Here is a 26,303-nt window from a genome sequence, read left to right as displayed (position 1 = left end):
AGGGCGACACCAAAGAAAAACCCGGCGAGATGTCTCGCCGGGTTCGAAGTTACTGCGTGAGGAGGGAGAAGGCTTAGGCCTGCCCGATCGGCGGAATGCGCAGGACCCAGCCGGGGAGGATGTGGTCGGGGTCCTTGACGGGCGGCGTGTTGGCCTTGACGATCTCCTTGTAGAGATTGCCCTTGCCCTTGCCATAGTGCTTCTCGGCAATGGCCCAGAGCGTGTCACCCTTCACGACCGTATACATGGTCGAGGGCGTTCCGGGGGCGTTGACGCCGAGCTGGCTGTCGACCTGCGCCACGCCATTGTTGTTGCCGGCGGTGAGAATGATCTTCTCGGCGACTTCCTGGGAGGGAGCCACGCCACCCAGGACGACCTTGTCTCCGTCCACCGAAACCTGCAGGCCATCGGCCTTGAGGCCGGCTTCCTCGATCTGCTTTTTCACCAGCGCGGCAACATCGGTCGGAGCTGCCGCCGGCGCTGCCTCGGCCTTGCTCGAACCGAACATCTTATGGCCGGCGTCCTTGATGAAATTGAACAGTCCCATGTTCACTCCAGGCGTATCAGGCAAAATTACCTAAAGATAGGCTAGCATGGAACGGTTGTGCGGTCACACAGATTCGAGGCAAACGGGCCCGGCAAGTGCAGCGTCTGTCGAAGCGATCGCCTGCGCAGTCAAGCCCAACGTCAAACGCCTGTCTTCGTGGTGAAGCGACCGCGGGCGGGCCGATCTCGCACGCGAATACTGGCTCGGCAGGAGTTGAGCGACGAGTTCCGGGATGATCATGGCATTCCCGGTACGATGCCGAAACAGTCCGAAATCAGCGATGGATGGCGATAGCGCGAGCCGGAAAGCCAGAACCTCCTTTCGCCTTCGGCCAACTTGCCATGATCAGGGCGCCGACCTCCGGCACATCATCGAGATTGGCGAGCAATTCGACCTGCCAGCGGTCGCGTGACAGCACATAATGTTCGAGGCCGAAATCGCCCTTCGATGTCGCCACGCCGGGATCGGTGTCGATCTGCTCGTGGCCGATGGCGGCGATTTCCCGCCTTTCGAACAGCTCTTCGAGCACCGCCCGCGACCAGCCGGGGCAATGGGAAACGCCGTCTGCCGAGCGGTTGTAGAAGCGTTCGCTGTCCGGCCAGCGGCTTGACCACCCCGTACGCAGGGCAACGAAGCAGCCTGCGGGGATACGCCCGTTACGCTCTTCCCAGGCCGCGATGTCGCTCAGCTCCGGTGTCGCGTCGGGGCTGGCGGCAACTCTGTGCCGGATATCCAGCACCACCAGAGGCAGCAGCATTTCGGAGACCGGCAGATCGTCCACGGCGCGCCCGCCCTCGATGAAATGCACGGGCGGATCGACATGCGTGCCCCATTGCCCGACGAAGGCGTAGCGATGCACCTGGAAGGCATCGCCCTTGGGGTAGTCGAATACGACCAGGCGCTCCTCGTCCGGAAAGGCCGAGAAGCGTGGCTGCCCAGGGTGGAAGGCGTGGCTCAGATCGGTGAAGATCGCGCCGGCGAAGGCGGCGCGATAGACCTCCCAGAGGGGAAGGGGCGTGGCCATGTCAGGGCTCCGCGACGAAGGATGGCGCGGCTTCGCCAGCGAGCGTGAGCTTGCCGCCCTTGACGCCGATGACCGAGACCGACTTGTCCGGCACCGAGATATTCGGGCGGTAGGTGATCGTACCCGTCACGCCGTCGAGACCGGAGGTGGCCGCAAGGGCATCGCGGATCTTAGCAGGTTCGGGCGCGCCGGCTCGCTTGACGGCATCGGCCATCAGTTTCACCGCATCGTAGCCGAGTGCGGCGAAGGCATTTTCCGGTACGGTGTTGTAGGCCTTCTGGTACGCATCCATGAAGGCTTTCACCTTCGCGCTGGCGCCATCGCCGATGAAGGCGTGGGTGGTGAAATAGGTATCGTTGGCCGCCTCGCCGCCGACTTGCAGCAGCAAGGGCGTGTCATAGCCATCGCCGCCGACCACCGGCAGGGTGATGCCGGCCTGGCGTAACTGCTTGAGGATGAGGCCGATCTCCTCGGCATTGGCGGCCGCATAGATGAAGGCCGGCTTCTCGGAAAGCGCCTTGATCTTGGCGATCTGGGCGGTGAAGGTCTTGTCGCCGATCTTGTAGCTGTCCTTGCCGACGATCTTGCCGCCGCCATGCTCGTAAGCCTTGACGAAATAGTCGGAGAGCAGGGTGGTGTATTCGGTGCCGATATCCGTCAGCAGATAGCAGGTCTTGGCGTTCAGCGTCTTGAGTGCGAATTCCGCTCCCACGGCGGCCTGGACATTGTCGCCGAAGGCGGCGAGGAAGACCTGGTTGCCGAGCTGGGCCGGCAGCTTGGGCGAGGTGGCGCCGGGGGTGACGAACGGAATTTCCGCCTTCTGCACCTGGGGCCCGATGGCCAGCACCGAATCCGAATCCGCAAAGCCGATGATGCCGACGACCTTGTCGCTGTCGATCATCTGGCTGGCGACGGTGGAGATCACGGTGGCGTCGGATTTGGAATCATAGATCACCAGTTCGATCGGCCGCCCCAGCACGCCGCCGGCGGCGTTGATCTCCTGCGCTGCCAGCTTGGCGCCGTTCAGCATGGGGCCGTCGAGCGAGGCCTGCACACCGGTGAGATTGGCCGAATAGCCGATCTTGATCGGATCGGCCGCGAGGGCCGGGCCGGGGATCGCCAGCATGGCGGCGGCCGACAGGCCGAGGGCGAGGGTTCTGCGTCTGCTCAACGTCAACATCTGGTCACCTCTCAATTGATGGATTGTTCGCCGATGTTTTGGTCGCCCCGAACGTCAATTCGCGGTCGCCCATGATCCCCTTCGGCCGGAAGATCATGATCAGGATGAAGAGGATGCCGAGCACGATCTGGCTCGCCCCGAACAAAGGCGGCACCGTTATGCCGAGCAGGCTGAAGCCACGCTCGGCCGAGCGCAGCATTTCCGAAAGAAGGGAGACGCAGACGACGCCGATCAGTGCGCCCGAAAGGGAACCCATGCCACCCAGGACGAGCATGGCGATCAGGTTCAGCGTCATGGCGAAATAGAAGGTGATCGGCGAGAAGGAGCCGAGATAATGGGCATAGAGCGAACCGCCCACGCCAGCGAAAAAGGCTCCGATCACGAAGGCGATCAGGCGCGTGCGCAGCACGCCGATGCCGATGGCGCCAGCGGCGATGGTGTCGTCCCGCACCGCCATCATCGAGCGGCCAAAGGGGGAATAGACGAGGCGCGCCAGCAAGAGCAGCGTCACCACCAGCCAGGCCATCACCCAGGGCAGATTGGTCTGCAGCGGCACGCCGGTGAAGGTGCGCGAGCCGCGGGTGAAGTCCGCTGCGTTGATCAGGACGACATTGACGATGATGAGAAAGCCCATGGTCGCCACAGAAACGAAGTAGCCCGACAGGCGCATCAGGGGATAGCCGACGATCACCGCGAGCAGGGCCGTGAACAGGCCGGCGGCCAGGGTTGCCGGCAGGAAGGGCAGGCTGAAGCCCGACAGCAGGGCCGGCAAATGCGGCAGCAAGGCAGCCTTTTGCTGCACCGTCAGCGACAGGATGCCCGAGGCATAGGCCCCCGCGCCGACGAAGCCGACATGGCCCAGCGAGAACACGCCGGTAAAGCCGTTGCTGAGCGAGAGCGAGAGTACCAGCACCGAATTGAGTGCGATCAGGATGAGTATGCGGGTGAAATAGTCGCTCAGGACAAGGGGGGCGCTGATGGCGACCACGGTGGCGAGAGCGATGCCGATCGCAGCGGTGAGCGGAAGGCGCAGGCCTGCTTTCATAGCTTGATCTCACGATTGGGCTGCAGCAGGCCGCCGGGACGGAACAGCAGGAAGGCTATCAGCAGGCTGAAGACGATGGCGTCGCGATAGGGTGTCACCGCATCGGGCAGGAAGGCGACGATGAAGATCTCGAGGGCGCCGAGCATGTAGCCGCCGACGAGGGCGCCGGCGATCGACCCGAAGCCGCCGATGATCGCCGCGACGAAGGCCTTCAGCAAGGGCGTGAAGCCCATCTGGGGCTGGACGACGCCGGCCTGCGCCGCCCAGAGCACGCCGGCGAGCCCGGCATAGGCGGAGGCCACCACGAAGGCGATCACGATGACGCGGTTGACGTCGAGGCCGACGAGATGGGCGGCCGACATGTCCTCGGCCGCCGCCCGCATGCCGAGCCCGACGGTGGTGCGGGTGATGAACCACCCCAGCCCCAGCAGCGAGAGGAAGGAGAGGGCGATGGTCAGGATGTTGATGTTGGTGAAGGTGATGGCACCATCGGCCAGTTGCCAGGAACCGTTGAGCAAATCGGGCAGGGGAAAATTGCGCGGCGAAGAGGTGAAAGCCAGGATGCCGAGATTTTCAAGGATGTAGGTGACGGCAAGGCTGGTCAGCAACCGGGTGACGTCGGGTGCGTTGCGGATGGGCCGATAGGCGACGCGCTCGATCACGAAGCCCGCCAGGGCCGCAGCGAGGATGCCGCAGAGCATGGCGAGGGCGAAAGGCATGCCGGTCGCGCCGAGGATCACGGTGGTGAAGGCACCCACCATCATCACGTCGCCATGGGCGAAATTGGTCAGCCGCAGCACGCCGAAGACGATGGACAGGCCCACGGCGACCAGGGCGTAGAGGCTGCCGAGGCTGATGGCATTGATGACCTGCTGGAGGACATATTCGAACCCGTTCATTCGTCCGCCCCCAGATAGGCCTGCGCGACGCGGTCATTGGCCGTCAGCTCGGCCGAACTGCCCGACAGCACCACGCGGCCGGTGCGCAGCACATAGGCCCGGTCGGCCAGTTCCAGGGCGATGGCGATGTTCTGCTCGACCAGGAGCATGGTCATGCCCTGACGCTTGAGCTCGGCCAGCGCATCGAAGATGTGGCGGACCAGCAGGGGAGCGACGCCGAGCGAGGGTTCGTCGAGCAGAAGGAGGCGAGGGGCCGCCATCATGGCGCGGGCGAGGGCAAGCTGCTGCTGCTCGCCGCCCGAAAGCGTGCCTGCCAATTGCGTCAGGCGCTGCTTGAGAATGGGGAACAGGGCGAACATGCGTTCCAGGTCACGGACGATGCCGTCGCGATCATGCCGCGTGCAGGCGCCGAGGCGCAGATTGTCGGCCACCGTCAGGCCGCCGAACAGGCGCCGACCCTCCGGACTATGCGAGATGCCGATCCGCACGATCTCGGCCGGAGGAAGTGTTGCGATGGCCCGGCCCGTGAAGGTGATGCTGCCGGCCCTCGGACGATTCAGGCCGGAGACCGTGCGTAGCGTCGTGCTCTTGCCGGCGCCGTTGGCGCCGACCAGGGCGACGACTTCACCCTGGCCGACATCGAGGGACACTCCCTTGAGCGCGCGTACCGCGCCAAAATTGACTTCGAGCCCGTCGATCCGGAGCAAAGGGGAGGAGAAGCGGGCGTCAGGCATGGCCGAGATAGGCCTCCCGGACCCTGCTATTGCTGCGCACTTCCGCCGGCGTGCCCGTGCAGATGACCTCGCCGGTGGCCAGGACCTGGATGCGCTCACACAGATTCATGATCAGATCCATGTCGTGCTCGACGACCACGACCGCGATGCCGTAGCGATCCCGGATGGTGCGGATCAACCCGGCCAGCACCCGGGTCTCGTTGGAATCGAGGCCGGCGGCGGGCTCATCGAGCAGCAGCAGCCGTGGCTGCGTCGCCAAAGCGCGGGCGATTTCGAGACGACGCTGGTCGCCGTAGGGCAGGGCGGACGCCGGCTGCAGCGCCTGCGGCTTGAGCGCCATCAAATCGAGCAATTCATCGGCGGCGTGTTGGGCGGCGGCGAGGCGCGCCCGAAAGCGTGCGCCGCGCAGGATCGCAGCAAACGGGCCGATGGGGTGACGAAGCTGGGCTGCGGCCAGTACATTGTCCCGCACGCTCAGCGAGCCGAACAGGCGCGATCCCTGAAAGGTGCGGGCGATGCCCCGTTCGACGATGGCAGCGGTCGACAGCCCGGCGATCGACTGGCCCTGGAACTCGATCGTGCCGGCATTGGGCCGCGAGAAGCCGGTTACCAGATTGAAGAAGGTGCTCTTGCCCGATCCGTTCGGGCCGATGATGCCGACGATCTCGCCGGCCCGTACGCTGATGGCCTGATTGCGCAGGGCGACCAGGCCCCGGAAGGCCTTGGTGAGATCGGCCGTGCGCAGCAGGGGCGCTGATGGTTCAGCCATCGCCGCGTCTCCGTGAGCTCGTCAGTTCCCTCACCAACTCGTCGGTACCAGCCTGCCGGCAATAGCCCTTGAAGGCACTCAAGGCCCGCTCGTGGCGCTCGGGCGTGTCGGTCGTGCAGGCGTCGACGGGGCAGACCATGCGAAAGCCGCGATCGGCGCCGTCGCGCACCGTATGGTCGATGCATTGATCGGTCAGGAAACCCGTTACCACGATGGTATCGAGCCCGATATTGCGGATGAGATATTCGAAATTGGTGGAGTTGAAGAGGCTGGACGAGGTTTTCGGCAGCACCATCTCGTCCCGACCGGGCGCGAGTTCGGCGATGACTCGCGTCTGAGGGGCACCGGGCGGGAAGTGAAAGCCGGTCTGCTTGTAGTCGAGGCTGCGGTCGCGCCCGTCCTCGGTCAGGCTGGCGATGACGGTATAGATGATCTCGGCGCCCGCTGCCCGGCCGGCAGCCAGCAGGCGCGCGATGTTGGGAATGGCGACGTCGCGGGCCGAGCGATAGAAATGGGGGCGTGCCGTCTCCGCTTGTGCGTTGAAGATGCCATCCTGGGTGTCGATCACCAGGATCGCAGTGCGGGTGGGATCGAGAGCTGCCTTGCGATCGGGGATCATCGGCCGGTCTCCACGCCGAAGCGCGCATAGGCTGCCGTCAGAATGGGAGCGAGGCGCTCCGCCCAGGCGGCTTGGCCGGATGCCTCGGCGATGAGGTCCTGGCGGATCTCGAATTCGACATAGGGCAGCCGCCGTTCCTCGCCATGAACAGGCACGGAATAATCCTCAGCCATGTTGACGCCGTAGGGTTGGTTGCGCCCGATCACGAGATCGCTCTGATCGGCCAGTTCGGCGAGGACCAGGTCCGAGAATTGCCTGTTGTCGTGATAGCAAAGGCCGACATGCCAGGGGCGCGGTGCGGGAGCGGCCCGGAGCGAGGGCGTGAAGCTGTGCATCGACACCAGGATCAGGGGCAGGCCGGCCACCAACTTGTGGTCGATGTGGGCGGATATCTCGGCATGATAGGGATCGACGATCTCGCGGATGCGGGCCCGGCGGTCATCGGCCGTCGGATCCTGGTTGGCCGGCACCAGCGTTCCATCGGAAATAGGCGCGATGAAGCTGGGCGAACCGAGCCGGCGGTTGCACTCGGCGACCAGACGCGAATAGCGCTGGAATATCAGCGGCGCCTGCAGACGATCGGACAGGCCTATGCTCACGCCCAGGATGCCGATGTCGATGCCGATATGGCGCTCGAGTTCCGATTGCGGCAAACCCAGCCCAGCCAACGCGGCGGGAACTGCATTGCCGGCATGGTCGCAAATGATCAAGAAGGGGGAGGATGCCTCACCATTATGCAAGCCGACCGGCGGCGGATCGCCAGCGGCGAGCAGGCCTGTTGGGGCAGGGCGCTGGGGCGAAGTCATCAATAGGCCCTCGCATAAAGGGCGCAGAGTTCTTCCAGGCCCGTATCGCCGGCTATTTCGATCTCGCCGCGCTTATGCATGAGATAGGCCTTGGTCAGGACTGGGCCCAGCCAAGCGACGGCGGCGGTGTCGGCTTCCAAGGCGTCCAGGGCTTCGCCGAGGCTGCGTGGCAAGTCGTCGATGCCGCGCTCAGCACGCTCCTCGGCACTCCAGCGCCCGGGATCGCCGCTGGAGATGAAGGGGGCGGGCAGGGCTCCGCGTATGCCTGAAAGTCCTGCAAAGACCAGCATAGCCAGTTGCAGATAGGGGCTCGCAGTGGCATCGGCGCCGCGATATTCGATGTTGTAGCGCTTGGCGACGTCGACGCCCTCGATCTCGGGATAGGGGCAGATTCTCAGGAGCGCCTCGCGGTCCCGATCGGCGAGATTGGCGTAATAGGCCGACCAGGAATGCGGCTTCAGCCGCTCATAGGAAATCACGCTGGGCGCGGTGATGGCGCACAGGGCCCGGGCGTGCCTGAGGATGCCGGCACAGAAGGAAGCAGCGATCTCGCTCAATCCGGACGGGCATCCGGTGCCGTGGCAGACCGGCTTGCCGGCAAGATCGATCAGGCTGAAATGGATGTGAACGCCATTGCCGACGATGCCCGGCGTCACCACCGGCGAGAAACTGGCATGGCTACCGTGGCGGCGGGCCAGCGAGCGGCAGATCTCGCGGAGCTTCACCGCCTGGTCGGCCGCCTTCAGGCCTTCTGCCGGGTCGATGGTGATCTCATACTGCCGTGGGCCGTATTCAGGCAGGAAGGTATCGGGGGCAATATCGTTGGCGCGCAAAGCCGCCAGGAAGGAGCCGATGAAGCCCTCCATGCCCCTGATGCTGCTGGCGGCGTAGGAATCGCCCGGACGCTCTTCACCGGCGCCGTACCAGAATTCATGCTCGAAGCTGGCGATGAGGCGCAGGCCCGCTTCCGCCTCGAGCGTGGCGAGGGCGCGCTTGAGCAGGCCGCGCAGGCAGCAATCCCAAGGTTCGCCCGCCATGGTCTGGATGTCGCCGAGGATGATGTGCTCGGTGGGCGTGCCGTCGTCATAGGGCAGGCGGATATCCCCGCCCGGCTGTGGCACCAGCATGAGGTCGCCTTCCGCACCGAAGGGGGTGGCGGGGATGCGGCCGAAGCAATTGATCATGATGTTGGTCGGGGTCCAACCGACACCGAAACGGCGGCGGTTCTCCAGATCGGTGGCTGGAAATCCCTTGCCTCGGACCTGACCGGCAATGTCGCTGCAGCAGACCGTGATGACGCTTTCAGGCCTTGTCGCCATTGGCGTGTCGTTCCCCTGTTTTTATTGGGACGAACGCTAGCACGCGAGAATTATTTCTTACAAGATGATGTTGATAGCGGTGATGCCGTAATTTTTAGCAAAATGAGAAAACGTCACGGGAGCAGCTTCTGCCGTACGCCTTCGATGGTTTCGAAGCGAGCCCTGGCAATCGACCATTGCCGGGAATCGATTGCAAGCGCGACTGCTTCCACCAGGGCGATCACGCCGATCAAGCTGTCCCAAGGCGAGGGGACGTCGACGCGCGCCCTCAGCACGATGTCGGCGACCTGGGCGGCATCCGACATCCATTGGTCCGTGAAGAGGGCGACCACGGCTTCACGGCTCTTGGCCACCTCCGCCGTACGCACCGTGTCGGCCTGATAGCGGCGAATGTCGAACAGGATAACGACGTCCTTGCGCCGAAGATCGGCAAGTTCGTCGGCGCGTCGCATCAGCGCCGAGGAGAACAGCCTTACCTTGCCGCGAAGCTTGCGCAGGTGGAATTCGAGATGCCGCGCAGCCGGTTCGGTGAAATCGCCGCCGAGCAGGAAAACCTGACGCCTTTCATCGATGAGAATGTCCACCAGGCGTGCCAGTTCCGCCTCGTTGATCATGGCAATCGAACCCTGCACCGTCTCGGCCAGGGCGCCGCTGAATTCGATGAGCGCCGATGTCGAGGCATCGGCATGCGGACGCGTCAGCGGGAATTCGGCCTGGGCTTCCATTTCCTCGCGCAGCGCGCGCCGGAAGTCGGCATAGCCTGGAAATCCGAGCTTGGCCACGAAGCGCAGAATGGTGGGAGAACTCACCTTGGCTCTTTCGGCAAACAGAGCCACCGTCTCCATGCCGGTGGTGGGATAGCGGGCGAGGAGGGCGCGCGCCGCCCGCTTTTCAGCATCGCTCAGGGACGGCATGGTCGCTGCGACACGATCGGCAAGCGTCGTGCCGGTCTGGGGCAGGGCGGCTTTCGGGGGCTCCATGGCGATACCTCTTCTCGACGTCCATGCGGAGGCCATTGTCTTTCACAATGCCTCGGTACAGGATAGGCCAATTACCAGCAAAGCCGTAATTTGAATTACAACGAAACAACCCCTTCCCGCGAGGACTTCATGGCAGGCCTTCCAGCCATTGACGCGCCGGGCGGTGCCTACCGGGAGCGTGAAATCGTTCCGGCCCGAACGGCACTGCTCAATGTCGACATGCAGAATGGCGAGTTCAACGAGCAGATCCTGGCTCGGGCACGCATGCCCGATACGCCGGAAGCGGCAAAGCAGGCCTTTTACGAGCGTATCGACAGCGTGGTGATCCCTAACCAGGCTCGCCTCCAGGAAGCGGCGAGGGCCGCCGGCATCGAAGTGATCTTCACCGTGCTTGAAAGCCTGACCCAGGATGGGCGCGACCGCAGCCTGGACCACAAGATTTCGGGCTTGAATTTCCCGAAGGGTTGCTGGGAAGCGCAAGTGATCGAGGCTGTCGGCCCCAGGGGCGATGAAATCATCATCCCCAAGACTGCGTCCGGCATCTTCAATGCCACCAATATCGACTATGTGCTGCGCAATCTCGGCGTGGAATTTCTGGTCATCTATGGGGTTGTCACCGACCAGTGCGTCGAGTCCGCCATACGGGACGCCGCCGACCGCGGCTTCCTCGTGACCCAGGTCGAGGATTGCTGCGCGGCCGAGACACCCGAGAACCATCTTGCATCGATCGAGAGCATGGGCGGTCATTATTGCCGTACGCGCAGCACCGACGAGATGATTGCCGAAATCAGGCGCTTGTCGAGTCGTAATGTCGCATAAATCCATTATCTATCAATACTTAGATATTGATAGATAAAGTGATTCATCAATTTCTAGGGGAGTTGGGCGTACGACCCGGCCGGGTCGTTTCGGCGATAGCGCGTGCCGCGGCTTCAAGGGCTGGGTCGCGTTCGGCATCGAGATCGGGGTCTGTGAACAGAGCGACCAACTTGTCGGGCGGAACACCCGTGATATCATAGGCTTGCCCATTTTCATTCAAGTAGATCTCATTGGGGACACCGAAGCGCCAGCCATTCGGCAAATGGCGGATCAGCACGTCGGAGAAGACGCCCTGCGTGTTCTCGCCGATGAAAACGGGTTTGTTCGTGCGTCCCTGAAGAGACATGGCGAAGGCTTCGGCCGCACTGACGCTGTCATGGCCCATTAACAGCGCCATCGGCCCGTAAAAGCCGGGCCGCGATGACGGCATGACCATGATCGGCTGTGGCTTGCTGAATTTCGTCGGGTCCGTGGGGTCTATGCGAAAGATCTTGCTGGAGGCAAGGTAGGTCTTGGTGGTCAGACGGGCGGCAATCGCCAGGCCCAGCATTTCGGTGCCACCACCATTGGGCCGGATGTCGACAATGAGCCCCCGCAAGCCCGGTGCCTTGCCGAAAATATCGTCCAGCGCCGCATCGAGCGCCGCTGTCTGAGCCGTGCTTTCGGCATTCTTGTCGTAGTTTTCGAAACTGACGATCAGCAAATAGCCAACACCGTCAGGCAGCATGCCGAAAGCGAGCTGGCGGTTGCAGTACCAGGCGAGGGGTGTCGTCAGGAAGCGTTTTTCGACGATGGCCAGCGCCCGCTGATGAATTGCCTCACTCCTGGCCGCGGGAGGACGCCAGCCGCTGAATTCCAGATGGAGGGCCGGTGCCTCGATCCAGACATGAGCATCCTCGAGCGGCGCCAGCATCTCACGAAAATGCGCAAAGAGCGTTTGTTCGTCGGTGGCAGAGCTGATCGTTGCACGATGCGCGGCTGTCATGGCAACCCAGTCCACGCGGTGCTGGGTAAAGAAGGGATAATGTTCGGCGAAAGTCCGAACGAAAACGTCGAAATTGGTCACGGGATCGATGGAGGAGGTTTGCGTGCAGGCCGCAGGCAGCGCGTCGATACGGGTGAGTTGGGTCTGCGTGGCGACACCGTCGACGTTCAGCACGAGCTGGTTCGGCTGTTGTCCTGGCCGGAAAACGAAGGCATCGGTCACGCCGGTGTCGTTATTGACACTGGAACCGGCAAACCGCACGGCGTTCCCGGAAGCCGCGACGCGCTCGGCCGAGGCGGATTTCTGACAGCTGATCGCCGTGATCTCGAAGCGCTGCAAATGTTCGCCGTCAATCGCATAGGCGTGGCCATAACCAGTCGTCAGCCATACGCCATCCGTCAAGTCCGATGCGGCCTGGGCCGGCGACGCCAGCAAGAGCAGGCAGAAAAGCAGTATGCGGTGCATCAGGCGACCTCCAAGCAAACGGCGGTCCTACTGGCTGAAATTGGCATGCATATGAACGGCCGTCGACCAGGCGGCAACATGAATGCGTTGCGCGGCTCACCGCGGCCTTGTCGAGGTTCTAGCCGGACGCATGACCGTTACGTGGCTCATGAGCGGTACGACAGCCTGGAAGAGCCTTGATCAGCGGGCTGCGATTTCCGGCGGTGCCGCTGGCTCAAGGTCGCCGTACATGCCGACCGAAACTGGTTCGGGAGTGGGGCGCCGCCTCACATCCCTAATTCGCATAAGATATATTATGGAACATAATCCCATGCCTCCGGCCGGGCCAAGCGCTTGATAAACCGGGCTTTCCTCAAAAAGCCCGGTCTCGGTCGGTGTACAAGACCGATGCGATCCGGTGTCCGGTCGGTCGTCTATCGGCCGACGGCCGCCAGGCCGCCGTCGATCTGGCCCGTGACGGCTTGTGGCAGCTTCAGGCGGCCGGCCAGTACATGCAGGTAGGAATTCTCGGCCGGTGATGCTGCGCCGACAGCGATGCGCGAAACGGCGTAGACTTCGGCGGCCAGTTCCGGCGTGCTTGCGCCGCGCACGATCGGTTCCATGTCGAACGGCTTGCTCAACTCCTGGAACAGGAAGTTGCGCTCCTCGTCGGAGAGATTGAGCTTGTCGGCATGTCCGAGGATCAGGCTCTGCTCCTCGGCATCGACATTGCCGTCGGCCTTGGCCGCGTTGATCATGGCCCCCAGCAAGAGCTTGGCATGGCTTTCAGCCGCGGCCGGGGTTTCCACCGGCAGTGCCTCCACTGCACGCGCCTCGATAACGGGCGGCAGCGGCTGTGGGGTCGATAATTGCGGTGGCAGGAAGCCGCCGGGCGCGCCGTTCGCTGCGGCCGTGCCGTTGTCAGCCGCTGCCGGAGCGCCGGCCTGCCCAGCCTGGCTACGCTGCCAGGCATGCAGCGCCAGCGCGCCGATAGCGGCAATACCGCCATATTTGACAGCCGCGCCAGCCAGGTCCCGGCCGGTCTCTGTAAACAGGATGCCCGCCGCTGCGCCACCAGCCGCCAGTTTCTTGCCTGGCGTGTTGAGAACTTGACCGCCGGCACCCAGCACTTTTCCAAGCAGATTGTTCAGATCCATTATTCGTCTTGCTCCTCTACGATCGCCCAGCCCAAGCTCGCCACGAACTTTCGGACGTCTCCATCTTGGGATTCGACCGGATCGATCAGCACGGCCGGATGTGGTGCCAAGAACCCGGCCGCTTCAAGGCCGCCAATATGAAATCTTGGTCATGAAGGCAATACGAACTCGTCATATAATTACATATTTATTGTTATAATTCAATATGTTATAAGATAATTCAAATCTAAAATCTTGAGACCTCATTGCGCTGCCGAGACGCCCGGAACCTTGTCCAGGGACAAGGCGGTGCCGGTTTTGACCCGGTCCATTACCACGAAAGTCCGGAAGCGTTTGATGTTGCTGTTGGCGAAGAACAGCCGGCGTGTCAGCGCTTCATAATCGCCCATCGACGGCACGTTCAGGATCAGCACGAAATCCGTTTCTCCGGCGACATAATAGCATTGCTGCACGCCGCTCTCGGCCAGAAATGCCTTCTTGGCCTCGTCGATCAAGGCGCTACGCTCACGCTCCAGGTCGACATTGACTACGATGGTCAGGTGCTGGCCAACTTTTGCCGGATTGAGCAAGGCGACATTGGCGGTGATGATGCCGCCCGCTTCCAAGCGGTGGATGCGGCGTTGCACGGCCGGTGCCGACAGATGAATGGCCTCGGCAATCCTGCGCTGCGGTGTCTGGTTGTCGCGCTGCAGGATCGCCAGGATGGCGACGTCGAACGCGTCGAGTTCGAGAGATGAGCCGGAAATGCGCGACATACGGACCTGACGATACAAAATTGCGTCAATACCGCTCAATCAGAGCGCATTCATCGCCCGATGCGCAATAGGATTGCGCCTGTAAATTGGAGATCCACGATGTTTCTCGCCAATGCCGGTCCTCATCATCGCTCCCCGCTCCTCATCGGCGACCGTGCCATATTGGGGGACGACGGGGCTGACGAAGTCGAGCGTTTCCTGGCCGTCCGTGCCGATCATCGCCCGACTCCCCTGCTCTCTTTGTCCGCGCTTGCGGCGCGGCTCGGCATCGGCGAACTCCTTGTGAAAGATGAGGCGCATCGTCTAGGTCTTTGTAGTTTCAAGGCTCTTGGCGGAGCTTATGCCGTGGTGCGGCTAGTGATCGAGAGGGCCTGCCTGCAATTGGGGCGGCAGATCGACTACTCCGAACTCGGCCAGGCCGACGTCAGGTCGGTTGCCGCCGGGATGATCTTCGCCTGCGCGACCGATGGCAATCATGGCCGCTCCGTGGCGCAAGGAGCCCGCTTCGTCGGGGCGAAGGCCGTGATTTTCGTGCATGGCGGCGTCAGCCCGGGGCGCGTGGCGGCGATCGCCGCTTTCGGGGCGGAAATCTTGCGCGTGGACGGTACCTATGATGAATCCGTAACCGAGGCCGCCCGTGTCAGTGAAACCAACGGCTGGACTGTCGTCTCGGATACCTCCTGGGAGGGCTATGAGCGTATCCCAGGTCTGGTGATGCAGGGCTATACCACCATCTTGCGCGAGGCCTTGCGACAGATGCGCGAACCGCCAACCCATTTGTTCGTTCAGGCCGGTGTCGGCGGCATTGCGGCGGCGCTCGGTGGCCATGCCGCACTCGTCCTCGGAGCACACAGACCGAAACTGGTGGTGGTCGAGCCCACTCTCTCGGCCTGTATCTTCGCCAGTGCTAAGGCCGGCCATCCCGTAAAGGTCAGCCATGGCGCTCCCACGGTGATGGCGATGCTGGAATGCTACGAACCCTCCCACGTCGCGTGGCGGATCCTGGCCCGCGTGTCGGATGCCTTCATGACGGTGGAGGACGAGGAGGCGATTGCGGCGATGAACAGCCTGGCGCGGCCTTTGCCGGGCGATCCGGCCATTGTCGCCGGCGAGAGCGGAGCAGCCGGTCTTGCTGGCTTGCTCCAGGCCGCTGGAGACGAAGCCATGCGTCGGACGCTCGGCCTGGATAGCGATGCTCGCATCCTGGTGATCAACAGTGAAGGCGCCACCGATCCCGCGCGTTACCGTGAATTGGTCGGCCTCGGGCCGGAGGATGTGCAGATGGCAGGCGCGGAGCATCGGGTATGAGCGAGAACTCCATCCAAACCGAGCGTCTGCTTGGGCGATTGCGCAGCCTTGGGACGATCGGCCGGGGCGAAAACGGTCAATTGGCCCGATTGGCAGCGTCCGATGCCGACAAGGCGGGACGCGACAGCCTGATTGGGTGGCTCGACGAAGCGGACCTCGATGTTGGGATCGACAGGATCGGCAATATCTTCGGCATCTGGCGGCCGGAGAGCGTGCCGGACGAGGCACCGCTTCTGCTCGGCTCTCACATCGACACCGTCATCGATGCGGGGATCTATGATGGCTGCTACGGCGTATTGGCGGGTCTCGAAGTGATCGAGACGCTGAAATCATCGGGCTGGCGCCCAAGTCGGCCGATCGCCGTAGCCGCCTTCACCAATGAGGAGGGCGTGCGCTACGCGCCCGATATGATGGGTTCCCTCGTCCATGCCGGGGGATTGTCGATCGAGGAGGCGCTGGCCTCCATCGGCACCGATGGGACCAGGCTTGGCGACGAGTTGCGGCGGATCGGCTATGCGGGCGAATTGGAGCCGGGATTCCTGAAGCCGCATGCCTATCTGGAGCTTCACATCGAGCAAGGTCCGGTGCTCGAACGCGAAGGCCTGGCCATCGGCGCCGTCGAGACGCTTCAGGGTATCTCCTGGCAGCGCATCACCATCGAGGGTGTCGCCAATCACGCCGGCACCACCCCGATGTCCCTGCGCCATGATGCCGGCCATGCCGCCGCACGCGTGATAACCTTTCTGCGCGAAAAGGCTGTTGCCACCAATACACCGTCAGTGGCGACCGTCGGCAGTCTTCGGTTCGAGCCGAATGCCATCAACGTCATCCCGGCACGGGCGATCCTCACTGTGGACCTGCGCGATCCCGATGAAACGCGCCTGCGCGAGGCGGAAAGTGACCTCGCCTCGTTTCTGGAGGGGCTGGCCCGGTCGGAGGGCGTCACGGTCTACGCCGAGCGTCTCGCCCGCTTCGAACCGGTGGTGTTCGACAATGGGCTGGTGGAGCAGATCGAACAGGCGGCAGGCCGGAATGGCCTGCGCTGCCGTCGGATGACTTCCGGTGCCGGGCACGACGCACAGATGATGGCGCGGATAGCACCTTCAGCCATGATCTTCGTGCCCAGCATCGCCGGAATCAGCCACAATCCCAAGGAGTTCACGCCGGATGCGGATCTGGTTGCCGGTGCGGCCGTGCTCCTCGACGTGGTGCGAAATCTCACGGTCGCACCAGGCTGATTGCGACTCAGGCTGCCTACCTCTTTTATGAGAAAGTCGATTTATCGTATTGGATAGAAATAGATTTTATCCGGCATCCTTGAGGCGGGAAGTCGAAAGCTCGCCCGCCGCCTCGAGGATCGGATAGGCCACAGCGGTCAGATGCGCGACGATGCGCTTGAGGTCGCGGATGACGTCCATATGCAGCGAGCTGGTCTCGATCGAGGCTAGCGTGCCGGCACGCAGGCGGTTGAGGTGGCTCTCTGCCGCCGAGCGTTCGAAATTGCGGATATGATCCTTGGCGACCACCAATTGGCGGGCCATGACGGGATCCTGGGTCATGAACACCGTGATGGCGAGCCGCATCTGTGCCACCACTTCGCGATGCATGGCCTTGATCTCGGCCCAGCCCTCGCTCGAGAAGCTTAAATTGAGCCGCTGCTTCTTGGCTGCCAATTCCAGCAGGGTCTTGTCGAGAATGTCGCCGACATGTTCGAGATTGGTGGTGAACAGGATGAGTTCGAATGCTTTGCGGCTCATATCCTTGTCGAGCGGCGTGCGCGTCAGTCGGGTCAGATAAAGCTTGATATTCTCCTGCAGCCGGTCGACCTGATAGTCGAGCTGGCTGATCTGCTTGCGCCGGGAATCGTCGTTCTCCTCGAAGGTTATGATCGATTCCCGCAGCATGATTTCAACGAGCTCAGCCAGCCTGATCACCTCGCGCGAGGCCGCGACCAGCGCGACCGAGGGACTGTCAAAGTCTCCCTCGTCGAGAACCGGCGAGGGGCGCTCGCCGATCGGCGCCTCCGGGGCCTTCACCAGTCTTTCGAGCAGGCGGGCGGTCTGGTCGATGAAGGGAAGGAAGACGACCAGGAGCAGCAGATTGAAGCCGACATGGAAATTGGCGATCTGGCGGGCTCCCGAGGCCTCCAGCTGCGCCAGCCAGGGCTGGATGAGGCCGATCAGTGGCAGCAGCACGACGGCTCCGACCACTCGGGTACCGAGATTGCCGAACAAAGCGCGCCGGACTTCAATCGGCGCTGTCAGGGACAGGCCCAGCGGTGCGAGCCCGGAGCCGATATTGGCACCCAGCACCAGGGCAAGGCCGAGCGGAATGCCCACGACCCCTGCCCCGGTGAGCGACATCACCAGAAGCAGGATAGCCACGCTCGAATGCACCAGCCAGGCCAGCGCGGCGCCGATCAGCAGTGCGGCCCAGGGCTGGCCGTTGAGGCGCTCGAAGATCAGCGTCATGATTTCGCTCTGGCGGATCGGCTCGGCGATCCCGACGACCAGATGCAGCGACAGGATCATCAGGCCCAGGCCGATCATGGCGCGGCCGACGTTCTGCGAGACGGATGAACGCCCGAGCATGAACGCGGCCACGCCGGCGATCAGCAGAACCGGCATCAGGGCGGAAAGATCGAAGGACAGAGCCTGGACCACGAGCGTGGTACCGACATTGCTGCCCAGCAGCACGGCCAGGGCCATGCCGAGCGTGAGGAAGCCCCGTTCGACGAAGGACATCACCAGAAGAGTCGAGCCGGTCGAACTCTGAAGGGCTGCGGCCACCCCCGCTCCGGCCAGGCAAGCCGAAAAGCGGTTGGAGGTGGCGCGCGAAATCACACCACGCAATCGTTCCCCGAAGGCCCGCATGATGCCTGTCTTCACCAGACGAGTGGACCAGATCAGAAGTGCGATACCGGCGAGAAGATTGAGAAAAACGTGCTGACCAGCCAACCGAACAATTCCTTAGGACGAATCCCCTTGGTGACAAGACGGACGAATCTATCACATAAGCAATTGAAATAGCATGAACATCAACGTCACATTTCGACGCGTGCGGTCAATTTGTTCCAGAGCGTTTTGCGATTTGGGGGTCGCGCCAGGAATCACAAAGACGCTTCAGCCAATCCGTTGGATTGGCTTGGAACGAAAGAGCGTGAGCAGCATGTTTCCGTCTAAACGCGTTTTGCTCTCGGCAGCGCCAGTTCGATATGCATGCCGTCATAGCCCGGCTCAACGCCTTCCGGCAGGGTGCGCCGCAGGGTCTGATAGTCCATGTCCGTATGCATGTTGGTCAGGATGGCGCGCCGCGGTTTCAGTTTCTCGATCCAGGCCAGCGTTTCCGGCAACGACCAATGGCTGGGATGCGGCGTAGGACGAAGAGCATCGACGATCCAGGTGTCGAGGCCCTCCAGCAATGCTTCGCTTTCTTTCGGCAGGCCATTGATATCGCTGGAATAAGCGAAATCGTCGATCCTGAAGCCCAGGGATTGGATGTCGCCGTGATCCTGCTCGAACGGCAAGGCCGTGATTGAGCCTCCGGCGCCGCCGATACTGACGGCTTGTCCAATCGTGATGGTGTTGAGTGTCAGGATGGGAGGATAGGACGAACCCGGCGGCGTCTCGAAGCAATAGTCGAAGCGGCTGCGCAGCAAGGCGGCGGTGCGCTTGTCGGCATAGACGTCGACGAGGCTGCGCTGGTAGAGCGCCAGCACGCGCAGATCGTCGATGCCGTGGGTATGGTCGGCATGGTCGTGGGTGTAGAGTACGCCATCGACCGCCTTGACCTCGGCATCCAGCAATTGCTGGCGCATGTCAGCGCCGGTATCGATCAGCACCGTGGTGCGGCCGCCCTCTGCCCTGTCCTGTTCGAGCAGCAAGGCACAGCGCCGGCGCCGGTTTCGGGGTTCGGCGGGATCGCAACTGCCCCAGCCAAACCCGACGCGGGGGACGCCGCCGGAGGAACCGCAGCCCAATAATGTCGCAATCAACGTCATCGGCGTCAGGCTGCCGCCTTGATGCCGTCGGGACGAGGCATTTTGGTGAAGAGACGAAAGGCGTTTTCACTGGTCTGCCGTGCGACCTCGCTCTCGCTCAGGCCGATAGTATCGGCCAGAACCCGCGCCGTGTTGGCTACATAGGCCGGCTCGTTGCGTTTGCCGCGGAACGGCATGGGCGCCAGATAGGGAGCGTCCGTTTCCACCAGCAGACGGTCATGGGGGACGAGGCGGGCGATGTCCCGGATCTCCTCGGCCGATTTGAAAGTGAGGATGCCGGAGAAGGAAACGTAGAAGCCGAGCCCAAGCCCCCGGCGAGCCAGTTCGGGGCCCGACGAGTAGCAATGGAGGACGGCGCTGAAAGCGCCCTTCCCCATTTCCTCTTCGAGAATGTCGCCGATGTCCTGGTCAGCCTGGCGGGCATGGATCACGAGCGGCAGTCCGGTGAGCCGAGCCGCGGCGATATGCTTGCGAAAGCCGCGCGCCTGTACATCGCGCGGCGCATAGTCATAGTGATAGTCCAGCCCGGCCTCGCCGATCGCCACCACCTTGGGATGGGCGGCGAGTTCCAGGATGGTCTCTAGGGGAATATCGTCTTCTTCATGGGCATGCAGGCAGTGCGTGCCGATCGAGCCGAAGACATCGTCGTAGGTCTCGATCAGCGCCTTGATCCTCTCGAACTGGCGGATGCGGGTGGAGATGGTGATCATGCGTCCCACTCCGGTCTTGCGGGCACGCGCAACGACGTCGTCGATCTCGGCCTGCAGGTCCGGGAAGTCGAGATGGCAATGGCTATCGATCAGCATGGCTTACCAAACAACTTTACGCCTTGCCCGCGCTGTCAGTCGCTTCGACATAGCGGGGGAAGACAGCTTCGGGCGCTGGCAAGGCAACATCCGGCGACAAACGGCCGTCAACGCCGAGGTGATCGAAGTCACGGGCATCTTCAGGCACAGCCAGGAGGTCGAGCATGCGCGCCGCGCCGGTCGGGATCACCGGCTGGGCGAGGATGGCGATCTGGCGAACCACCTCGGCGGTGACATAGAGCACGGTTTCCATGCGGGCCGGGTTGCTGGTCTTCAGCTTCCACGGTTCTTCGGCAGCAAAATAGCGGTTCGCTTCGCCCACCACGCTCCACAGATCGGCGAGGATGGAATGCAGGGCGAAATTGAAGATGGAGTCGCGCGCCTGCCAGATGAGGTTGTCCGCTGTCTTCAGCAATTGCTCGTCGGAGGGCAGGAAATCGCCGGGGCTCGGCACCTTGCCGCCGCAATTGGCCGCGATCATCTTCAGGCAGCGATTGGCCAGATTACCGAAATCATTGGCGAGGTCGGCATTGATGCGGTTGACGATCGCCTCATGCGAATAATTGCCATCCTGGCCGAAGGGAACTTCGCGCAGGAAGAAGTAGCGCAGCTGGTCGACGCCGTAATGCTCGGCAAGCGTGAACGGATCGATCACGTTGCCGACCGATTTCGACATCTTCTCGCCGCGGTTGAACAGGAAGCCATGGCCGAAGACGCGATGCGGCAAAGGCAGACCCGCCGACATCAGGAAAGCCGGCCAATACACCGTATGGAAGCGCACGATATCCTTGCCGATGATGTGCACGCTGGCCGGCCAGAATTTCGAGCGTTCGGTATCCGTGTCCGGAAAGCCCGTCGCCGTCAGGTAATTGGTGAGGGCATCGACCCAGACATACATGACATGCTTGGGGTTGCCGGGAACCGGCACGCCCCAGTCGAAGGTGGTACGGCTGATGGAAAGGTCACGCAGGCCCGAGCGCACGAAGCTCATGATCTCGTTGCGGCGCTCTTCCGGGCCGATGAAGCCGGGATGGCTCTCATAGTGCTTGAGCAGGCGATCCTGATAGGCGGAGAGGCGGAAGAAATAGCTCTCTTCCTCCACCCATTCCACCTTGGCGCCGGTCTCGATCACCGTGCGGGAGCCATCCGAATTCAGCGCCAGGTCCTTCTCGTCGAAGAAAGCTTCGTCGCGCACCGAATACCAGCCCGAATATTTGGACAGGTAGATGTCGCCCGCCGCCTCCATCCGGCGCCAGATCTCCTGGCAGGCGCGGTAGTGGCGCTCCTCGCTGGTACGGATGAAGTCGTCGTTCGACGCATTGAGCGTCTTGGCCATCTCGCGGAAATATTCCGAGTTCTGGTCTGCCAGTGCCTGGGCCGTGCTGCCTTGCTTGGCTGCTGTCTGCAGCATCTTCTGGCCATGCTCGTCGGTACCGGTCAGGAAGAACACCTCGTTCCCGTCGAGCCGCTTGAAACGGGCGATGGCATCGGTTGCGATCAACTCATAGGCATGCCCGATATGGGGCTTGCCATTGGGATAGGAGATCGCCGTGGTGATGTAATAGGTGTCTTTCTCGGCCATCGATGACGCTTTTCCTGACAACGATGCGCGACACCGCCAGCCAGGCCGCGCATCAGGGATTCCTGATGTAGAGCATTTTCGGGTAAAGTTGGGAGACTTTTCGCCGGAAAATGCCGAAAGCGTTTTGCGATTTGGCGAAAGCGCCGAGAATCGCAAAAACACGTCTAACCAAAGAGTTAGAGCAAAGCAGCGTTTCCGTCGCAACGTGCTTTGCTCTGGTGACTGTCGCTACGGGCGTTTTTGGGCCCTGGCAGGCGAAAAATGCCTGGAACCCCAACTTCCCTGCGGATTGCCGAGCTCTGGCCGGTTTAGGCCGCGGAGGCTTCGGCGAGCAGGCCGAGGGTCGCGAGCACGAAAGGTTTGCGGTCGAGATTATAGGCCTCGACGTCACGCGCAGCGTGACGGGCCTTCTCCCATACCTGTGCCCAGCGTGCAAGGCGGGGCACGGGTTCGCCGCGGGCTGCCAGCAGGCGTTGATGCAGCCACTCGTCGAGGAAATCGAGCAGGAGCGCGAAATTCTCGTCGCCGGCCTTGTTGGCGCAGCGGTCGGCGAGAGCATGGGCGGCAGCCACGTCGATGCGGGGCAGCTTGGCCAACAGATCCGCGAGGGAACGGTGGAGTGACACCCCCTCCCCGTCTGCCAGGGTCAGGGCTCGCCTTACACTGCCCTGCGCCAGGGCGGCCCCCGCGGCCAGCGTTTCCTCGGACAGATCCGGGCGCGCCTGCGCAGCGGCTCTGAGCACATCGGCCTCGCCGAGTGGATCGAGCGTGAGCAGCCGGCAGCGTGAGCGGATGGTGGGCAGGAGGCGGGCCGGCTGATGCGAGATCATCAGAAAAAGCACGCGCGGCGGCGGCTCCTCCAGCACTTTGAGCAGGGCATTTGCGCCCTCCCTGGCCAGATCCTCGGCAGAATCGATGATGGCGATGCGCCAGCCCCCTGCCCCGGCGGTCGAACCGAGGAAACGCACCACGTTGCGCACGTCGTCGACGCGAATATTGGAATAGAAGCCCTTGGTCTTGTCGTTGGGAAGACGGCGCAACACCGCAAGATCGACATGGGATTGCGACACGATCTGGCGTGCGGGCGCTGCATTGGCGGCGACCGAGAGGCTCGTGGCCCCGTCGAGGTGATGAGGGTCCGGATGGGTCAGTACGAATTTGGCCATGCGGTAGGCCAGCGTCGCCTTGCCGATGCCTTCCGGCCCGCCCAAAAGCCAGGCATGATGGATGCGGCCCGAGCGATAGGCTGTCAGCAGCGCCTGCTCCGCTCTGTCCTGGCCGATCAGTTCCATGGTTTCGCGCGGATGCGGGCTGTCAGCCAGCATGTCGCTTTCAAAACGCTCGCTCATGCCAGCACCTGTGTGGCATCGAGATCGAGCCTCTTTCTCACGACGCCGAGAATCGCCGCGGCGACCTCATCCTGTGAGGCGGAGGCGTCGACGACGGCGCAGCGGCGGGGCTCGAATTCCGCGATGGCCAGGAAGGCCTCGCGCAGCTTTTCATGGAAAATCAGGCTCTCGCCTTCGAAGCGATCGATAGCCGTGCCACGGGAGCGAACCCTGGCGAGCCCATCACGGGCCGGCATGTCGAGAATGAGCGTGAGGTCGGGGACGGTGGAGCCGACGACCACGCGTTCGATGGAGCGGATCAAGGCCGGCTCGACCTCGCCGAGCACGCCCTGATAGGCGCGGGTCGAATCCATGAAGCGATCGCACAGGACCCACAACCCCCTGGCAAGGGCGGGCCTGATCGTCGTGTTGAGATGGTCGTCGCGCGCCGCATAGAACAAAATGGTTTCGGCAAAGGGGCCAAAATGCTTGGCGCCGCCGGAAAGCAGCACCTCACGCAATTCCTCGGCACCAGGGGAGCCCCCGGGTTCGCGCGTCAGCAGGGTTTCGATGCCGAGGGCGTTCAAGGATGCCGCCAACCGGCGGATCTGGGTGGATTTGCCCACCCCTTCGCCGCCTTCGAACGTTATGAACCGGCCCTTCATCGCTTGTCGTGCCCACCCTGTATCAATCCGATGCCAAGCTCGTAGATAGCACCGAATGCGCGTTGGGGAAGACTGCCGACTGGTACATCGGCGATTGCATACAGGGGAATTTCGAGCGAAATCTGTCCCTCGCGCAAAATCTGGAGCCGACCGACGACGGCATTTTTCTGCACCGGTGCCTCGAGCGGCCCGTCATAGAGCAATTTGGCGCTGAGTTTTTCGGCGCCGTTGTTGTCCACCAGCATGGAAATGTCGCGATCGGCCGCAACCGGCACGGCGTTGGTCGTGCCGCCATAGACGGTAGCCTCACCCACGATCTCCCCCTTGGAGAAGACCAGACGCGGGCGGAATGAATTTTCGGCCCATTCGAGGACGCGCCTGGCTTCGCTCGCTCGCTCGGCATTGGATTGAAGACCGTGCAGTACCATGATGAAGTGCTGATCACCGTGAAGCGCCGAAACGACCACGCCATAGCCTGCGGTGTCGGAGGCGCCGGTAACGCCCCCATCGACCCCCAGTCCCTGGGTGAGCAGGGGATTGCGGTTGGTCTGCCGTATCTTGTTCCAGGTGAAATCCCGTTCCTGATAGATCGCATAGATGTCCGGCTCGTTTCGGCGGAGCCAGCCGAGCAGCCGGGCCAGATCCCGTGCCGTGGTCAATTGGGCCGGATCGGCAAATCCTGTGACATTGCGAAACTGCGTGTGCTGCAAACCGATTTCGGTGGCCAGCGTGTTCATGCGCGGTACCAGGCCATCGAGCTGGCCCGTGAGGCCCTGCGACAGCGCCAGACAGGCATCATTGGCGGCCTGGACCATCACCCCGCGCAAGAGATCTTCAACCCGTACCCGGCTCCTCACCGCAGCGAACATGGTGGCACTGCCTGAGGGCGCGCCGCCCTTGCGCCAGGTGTCCTCCGAAATCGGATATTCGGTCTCTCGCGAAGCGTGGCCCTTGCGCAGAGCCTCGGCGACGACGGCAACGGTCATGATCTTGGCCATGGCGGCAGGTTCGACCGGCTTGTCGGCGTTCTTGTCGAGCAGGACCGTGCCCGAACCGGTCTCGATCACGAGGGCGATGGGGGCGGTCGTGGTGAACGGTTCCGCATGAAGCGAGGGCACCAGCGCGACGGCCGCCAGAAATAACCCGATGACAAACCTTTTCATCGCCGATGTCCGTTCTGCCCGATATTACCAAATTCGCGCGATCCGGTGCAATTGCGCTCGGCATTCGGCATCCGGAAAACAGGTGACGTCCGCTTCAAGGAGCGCTAATTCCGTTAGCCATCATGCCAGCCAATCGTGAATCAAATCATCGTCCGATCGTCATCGTGGGAGCTGGGCTCGCAGGCTTGGCCTGCGCAGCGGTCCTTGCCGCAAAAGGCCTCGAGGTCACCCTGGTCGGCCCACCCGGCAATGCCGGCGATACCCGCACCACGGCTCTGCTCGATGGCAGCATCCAGGCCCTGGCGAAGGCCGGCATTCGGATTGCGGGCCATCCCGAGGCGGCGCCGCTGCGGGTGATGTCCATCGTCGATGCGACGCAGCGCCTCCTGCGTGCCCGTCCGATCGCCTTCCAGGCCGAGGAGATCGGATTGGAAGCCTTCGGCTGGAACATTCCCAATGGCGCTCTGAGCCGGATACTTCAGGCACGCCTGCATGAGGCCGGTGTCCAACATCTGCCGGTGCGGGTGCTTAGCGCCGAACCCGGCGCAAACGGCCTCGTTCTCAAACTCGATGGGCAGCCTGATCTTGCCGCCGATCTCATTGTCGCAGCCGATGGGCGCGCCTCCCTCGTGCGGCAGGCTGCCGGGATCGAAACGCGGAGCCACGACTATCCCCAGGTCGCGCTGGCCCTCAATTTGAAGATCGGCCGGACACACCGCGATATCTCCACCGAGTTCCATACCGAGTCCGGTCCTTTCACCCTTGTGCCGCTGCCTGGACAGCGGGCCAGCCTCGTCTGGGTGGTCTCCCCCGAAAAGGCCGATGAATTACGGGCGATGGATGATGCCGCCCTTTCCCGAGCCATAGAAATCCAGAGCCATGCCCTGCTTGGCCATGTTCAGGTAGACGGCCGGCGATCCTTCTGGCCGATGAGCGCGGTGGTGGCGGTAACGCAGGCCGCCGACCGGGTCGCCCTCATCGGCGAGGCCGCGCATGTGCTTCCCCCGATCGGGGCGCAGGGGTTCAACCTCACGCTGCGCGACATCGCGGCCCTCGCCAAGTGCTTAGAAGGAACCCGGTCCCTGGAAGGAGCCCGCGATCCCGGCGAAGCCAGCGTGCTCGAAGCTTATGCCAGGGCAAGGCGGCTCGACATCGGGACCCGTCACTCGGCAGTCGATCTGTTGAACCGCTCGCTGCTGTCAGGGCATTTCCCCCTGCAGGGCCTGCGTGGCCTCGGGCTCTATGCGCTCGAGCGGGTCGGTCCCTTGAGACGGGTCATGATGCGCCAGGGGCTCGCTCGCGCAGCCGAGCATTGAATTCTTCCCGCTTCTGGTTTCAATGGCCGGCGGGACGTACAAATCGTAAGAAT

At 62.9% G+C, this 26,303-nt stretch carries 25 protein-coding genes; 4 read left to right on the top strand and 21 right to left on the bottom strand.

Annotation, left to right across the window (positions count from 1 at the left end):
* Positions 1-73: 73 nt before the first annotated feature.
* The 11 genes from lysM to AB4037_RS22420 form a co-directional block, all read right to left on the bottom strand.
* Positions 74-547: a peptidoglycan-binding protein LysM gene (gene lysM / locus AB4037_RS22470; protein ID WP_441773002.1), complete on the bottom strand. Its 474-nt coding sequence runs from the start codon at positions 545-547 to the stop codon at positions 74-76.
* Between the two features lie 274 nt (positions 548-821).
* The gene (locus tag AB4037_RS22465; protein WP_434956365.1) at positions 822-1,571 is read right to left on the bottom strand and encodes a cyclase family protein; all 750 of its coding nucleotides are present in this window, start codon (positions 1,569-1,571) and stop codon (positions 822-824) included.
* Position 1,572: 1 nt separating this feature from the next.
* Complete coding sequence (locus AB4037_RS22460) at positions 1,573-2,751, bottom strand: ABC transporter substrate-binding protein (RefSeq protein WP_441773001.1); 1,179 nt, start codon at positions 2,749-2,751, stop codon at positions 1,573-1,575.
* A gap of 4 nt (positions 2,752-2,755) precedes the next feature.
* Entirely contained in the window at positions 2,756-3,796 is a 1,041-nt protein-coding gene (locus AB4037_RS22455; protein ID WP_441773000.1) for a branched-chain amino acid ABC transporter permease, read from the bottom strand.
* Entirely contained in the window at positions 3,793-4,695 is a 903-nt protein-coding gene (locus tag AB4037_RS22450) for a branched-chain amino acid ABC transporter permease (RefSeq protein ID WP_434956368.1), read from the bottom strand. Before AB4037_RS22450 ends, AB4037_RS22455 begins: the two co-directional genes overlap by 4 nt.
* Complete coding sequence (locus tag AB4037_RS22445) at positions 4,692-5,429, bottom strand: ABC transporter ATP-binding protein (RefSeq protein WP_441772999.1); 738 nt, start codon at positions 5,427-5,429, stop codon at positions 4,692-4,694. The genes AB4037_RS22450 and AB4037_RS22445 overlap by 4 nt, the downstream gene beginning before the upstream one ends.
* The gene (locus tag AB4037_RS22440) at positions 5,422-6,198 is read right to left on the bottom strand and encodes an ABC transporter ATP-binding protein (protein ID WP_441772998.1); all 777 of its coding nucleotides are present in this window, start codon (positions 6,196-6,198) and stop codon (positions 5,422-5,424) included. The genes AB4037_RS22445 and AB4037_RS22440 overlap by 8 nt, the downstream gene beginning before the upstream one ends.
* On the bottom strand, positions 6,191-6,817 hold the full coding sequence (locus AB4037_RS22435; RefSeq protein WP_441772997.1) for a cysteine hydrolase family protein: 627 nt from the start codon (positions 6,815-6,817) through the stop codon (positions 6,191-6,193). The genes AB4037_RS22440 and AB4037_RS22435 overlap by 8 nt, the downstream gene beginning before the upstream one ends.
* The gene (locus tag AB4037_RS22430) at positions 6,814-7,623 is read right to left on the bottom strand and encodes an N-formylglutamate amidohydrolase (protein ID WP_434956372.1); all 810 of its coding nucleotides are present in this window, start codon (positions 7,621-7,623) and stop codon (positions 6,814-6,816) included. The genes AB4037_RS22435 and AB4037_RS22430 overlap by 4 nt, the downstream gene beginning before the upstream one ends.
* A complete protein-coding gene (locus tag AB4037_RS22425) occupies positions 7,623-8,942 on the bottom strand; it encodes a glutamine synthetase (protein WP_441772996.1) in 1,320 nt (439 codons plus the stop codon). Before AB4037_RS22425 ends, AB4037_RS22430 begins: the two co-directional genes overlap by 1 nt.
* Positions 8,943-9,055: 113 nt before the next feature.
* Positions 9,056-9,922 (bottom strand): MurR/RpiR family transcriptional regulator, encoded by an 867-nt coding sequence (locus AB4037_RS22420; protein WP_441772995.1) that lies wholly within the window; start codon positions 9,920-9,922, stop codon positions 9,056-9,058.
* A gap of 129 nt (positions 9,923-10,051) precedes the next feature.
* Here AB4037_RS22420 and AB4037_RS22415 point away from each other — a divergent pair, with 129 nt between their 5' ends.
* Positions 10,052-10,741, top strand: coding sequence for a cysteine hydrolase family protein (locus AB4037_RS22415; RefSeq protein ID WP_441772994.1), 690 nt, complete (start codon positions 10,052-10,054; stop codon positions 10,739-10,741).
* Positions 10,742-10,787: 46 nt separating this feature from the next.
* On the opposite strand, the gene AB4037_RS22410 is transcribed toward AB4037_RS22415, so the two are convergent.
* From AB4037_RS22410 to AB4037_RS22400, 3 genes are all read right to left on the bottom strand, one after another.
* Positions 10,788-12,191, bottom strand: a complete 1,404-nt coding sequence (locus AB4037_RS22410) for a S41 family peptidase (RefSeq protein ID WP_441772993.1) — start codon at positions 12,189-12,191, stop codon at positions 10,788-10,790.
* Between the two features lie 413 nt (positions 12,192-12,604).
* Positions 12,605-13,327 (bottom strand): tellurite resistance TerB family protein, encoded by a 723-nt coding sequence (locus AB4037_RS22405; protein ID WP_441772992.1) that lies wholly within the window; start codon positions 13,325-13,327, stop codon positions 12,605-12,607.
* 242 nt (positions 13,328-13,569) lie between these two features.
* The gene (locus tag AB4037_RS22400; RefSeq protein ID WP_441772991.1) at positions 13,570-14,082 is read right to left on the bottom strand and encodes an Lrp/AsnC family transcriptional regulator; all 513 of its coding nucleotides are present in this window, start codon (positions 14,080-14,082) and stop codon (positions 13,570-13,572) included.
* A gap of 99 nt (positions 14,083-14,181) precedes the next feature.
* On the opposite strand from AB4037_RS22400, the gene AB4037_RS22395 reads away from it, so the two are divergent.
* Positions 14,182-15,390 carry a diaminopropionate ammonia-lyase gene (locus AB4037_RS22395; protein ID WP_441772990.1) on the top strand — a complete coding sequence of 403 codons (1,209 nt, stop codon included), beginning with the start codon at positions 14,182-14,184 and terminating at the stop codon, positions 15,388-15,390.
* Positions 15,387-16,628: a Zn-dependent hydrolase gene (locus AB4037_RS22390; RefSeq protein ID WP_441772989.1), complete on the top strand. Its 1,242-nt coding sequence runs from the start codon at positions 15,387-15,389 to the stop codon at positions 16,626-16,628. The genes AB4037_RS22395 and AB4037_RS22390 overlap by 4 nt, the downstream gene beginning before the upstream one ends.
* Positions 16,629-16,694: 66 nt before the next feature.
* Here AB4037_RS22390 and AB4037_RS22385 read toward each other — a convergent pair whose 3' ends face one another.
* From AB4037_RS22385 to AB4037_RS22355, 7 genes are all read right to left on the bottom strand, one after another.
* A complete protein-coding gene (locus AB4037_RS22385; protein WP_434956381.1) occupies positions 16,695-18,347 on the bottom strand; it encodes a Na/Pi cotransporter family protein in 1,653 nt (550 codons plus the stop codon).
* A 221-nt stretch (positions 18,348-18,568) separates the two neighbouring features.
* Positions 18,569-19,390 (bottom strand): MBL fold metallo-hydrolase, encoded by an 822-nt coding sequence (locus tag AB4037_RS22380; protein ID WP_441772988.1) that lies wholly within the window; start codon positions 19,388-19,390, stop codon positions 18,569-18,571.
* A 5-nt stretch (positions 19,391-19,395) separates the two neighbouring features.
* Entirely contained in the window at positions 19,396-20,196 is an 801-nt protein-coding gene (locus AB4037_RS22375; RefSeq protein ID WP_441772987.1) for a TatD family hydrolase, read from the bottom strand.
* A 16-nt stretch (positions 20,197-20,212) separates the two neighbouring features.
* Complete coding sequence (gene metG, locus AB4037_RS22370) at positions 20,213-21,778, bottom strand: methionine--tRNA ligase (RefSeq protein WP_441772986.1); 1,566 nt, start codon at positions 21,776-21,778, stop codon at positions 20,213-20,215.
* A gap of 308 nt (positions 21,779-22,086) precedes the next feature.
* Positions 22,087-23,127, bottom strand: a complete 1,041-nt coding sequence (locus AB4037_RS22365) for a DNA polymerase III subunit delta' (RefSeq protein ID WP_441772985.1) — start codon at positions 23,125-23,127, stop codon at positions 22,087-22,089.
* Positions 23,124-23,771 carry a dTMP kinase gene (gene tmk, locus AB4037_RS22360; RefSeq protein WP_434956386.1) on the bottom strand — a complete coding sequence of 216 codons (648 nt, stop codon included), beginning with the start codon at positions 23,769-23,771 and terminating at the stop codon, positions 23,124-23,126. Before tmk ends, AB4037_RS22365 begins: the two co-directional genes overlap by 4 nt.
* A complete protein-coding gene (locus tag AB4037_RS22355; RefSeq protein WP_441772984.1) occupies positions 23,768-24,934 on the bottom strand; it encodes a D-alanyl-D-alanine carboxypeptidase family protein in 1,167 nt (388 codons plus the stop codon). Before AB4037_RS22355 ends, tmk begins: the two co-directional genes overlap by 4 nt.
* Positions 24,935-25,056: 122 nt before the next feature.
* Between AB4037_RS22355 and AB4037_RS22350 the strand changes: the two genes are divergently transcribed.
* Positions 25,057-26,250 (top strand): UbiH/UbiF family hydroxylase, encoded by a 1,194-nt coding sequence (locus tag AB4037_RS22350; RefSeq protein WP_441772983.1) that lies wholly within the window; start codon positions 25,057-25,059, stop codon positions 26,248-26,250.
* Positions 26,251-26,303 lie beyond the last annotated feature (53 nt).

Origin of the sequence: Labrys sp. KB_33_2 (assembly GCF_052114505.1) — a bacterium.
Classification (GTDB): Bacteria; Pseudomonadota; Alphaproteobacteria; order Rhizobiales; family Labraceae; genus Labrys.
This window is presented reverse-complemented; position numbering and strand designations above follow the sequence as displayed.

Coding starts and splice junctions, on each gene's coding strand:
- AB4037_RS22430 (WP_434956372.1), bottom strand. CDS start 7,623: ATGACTTCGCCCCAGCGCCCTGCCCCAACAGGCCTGCTCGCCGCTGGC.
- AB4037_RS22375 (WP_441772987.1), bottom strand. CDS start 20,196: ATGCTGATCGATAGCCATTGCCATCTCGACTTCCCGGACCTGCAGGCC.
- AB4037_RS22420 (WP_441772995.1), bottom strand. CDS start 9,922: ATGGAGCCCCCGAAAGCCGCCCTGCCCCAGACCGGCACGACGCTTGCC.
- tmk (WP_434956386.1), bottom strand. CDS start 23,771: ATGAAGGGCCGGTTCATAACGTTCGAAGGCGGCGAAGGGGTGGGCAAA.
- AB4037_RS22465 (WP_434956365.1), bottom strand. CDS start 1,571: ATGGCCACGCCCCTTCCCCTCTGGGAGGTCTATCGCGCCGCCTTCGCC.
- lysM (WP_441773002.1), bottom strand. CDS start 547: ATGGGACTGTTCAATTTCATCAAGGACGCCGGCCATAAGATGTTCGGT.
- AB4037_RS22390 (WP_441772989.1), top strand. CDS start 15,387: ATGAGCGAGAACTCCATCCAAACCGAGCGTCTGCTTGGGCGATTGCGC.
- AB4037_RS22450 (WP_434956368.1), bottom strand. CDS start 4,695: ATGAACGGGTTCGAATATGTCCTCCAGCAGGTCATCAATGCCATCAGC.
- AB4037_RS22460 (WP_441773001.1), bottom strand. CDS start 2,751: ATGTTGACGTTGAGCAGACGCAGAACCCTCGCCCTCGGCCTGTCGGCC.
- AB4037_RS22365 (WP_441772985.1), bottom strand. CDS start 23,127: ATGAGCGAGCGTTTTGAAAGCGACATGCTGGCTGACAGCCCGCATCCG.
- AB4037_RS22350 (WP_441772983.1), top strand. CDS start 25,057: ATGCCAGCCAATCGTGAATCAAATCATCGTCCGATCGTCATCGTGGGA.
- AB4037_RS22380 (WP_441772988.1), bottom strand. CDS start 19,390: ATGACGTTGATTGCGACATTATTGGGCTGCGGTTCCTCCGGCGGCGTC.
- AB4037_RS22415 (WP_441772994.1), top strand. CDS start 10,052: ATGGCAGGCCTTCCAGCCATTGACGCGCCGGGCGGTGCCTACCGGGAG.
- AB4037_RS22440 (WP_441772998.1), bottom strand. CDS start 6,198: ATGGCTGAACCATCAGCGCCCCTGCTGCGCACGGCCGATCTCACCAAG.
- AB4037_RS22455 (WP_441773000.1), bottom strand. CDS start 3,796: ATGAAAGCAGGCCTGCGCCTTCCGCTCACCGCTGCGATCGGCATCGCT.
- AB4037_RS22425 (WP_441772996.1), bottom strand. CDS start 8,942: ATGGCGACAAGGCCTGAAAGCGTCATCACGGTCTGCTGCAGCGACATT.
- metG (WP_441772986.1), bottom strand. CDS start 21,778: ATGGCCGAGAAAGACACCTATTACATCACCACGGCGATCTCCTATCCC.
- AB4037_RS22400 (WP_441772991.1), bottom strand. CDS start 14,082: ATGTCGCGCATTTCCGGCTCATCTCTCGAACTCGACGCGTTCGACGTC.
- AB4037_RS22445 (WP_441772999.1), bottom strand. CDS start 5,429: ATGCCTGACGCCCGCTTCTCCTCCCCTTTGCTCCGGATCGACGGGCTC.
- AB4037_RS22410 (WP_441772993.1), bottom strand. CDS start 12,191: ATGCACCGCATACTGCTTTTCTGCCTGCTCTTGCTGGCGTCGCCGGCC.
- AB4037_RS22435 (WP_441772997.1), bottom strand. CDS start 6,817: ATGATCCCCGATCGCAAGGCAGCTCTCGATCCCACCCGCACTGCGATC.
- AB4037_RS22405 (WP_441772992.1), bottom strand. CDS start 13,327: ATGGATCTGAACAATCTGCTTGGAAAAGTGCTGGGTGCCGGCGGTCAA.
- AB4037_RS22355 (WP_441772984.1), bottom strand. CDS start 24,934: ATGAAAAGGTTTGTCATCGGGTTATTTCTGGCGGCCGTCGCGCTGGTG.
- AB4037_RS22395 (WP_441772990.1), top strand. CDS start 14,182: ATGTTTCTCGCCAATGCCGGTCCTCATCATCGCTCCCCGCTCCTCATC.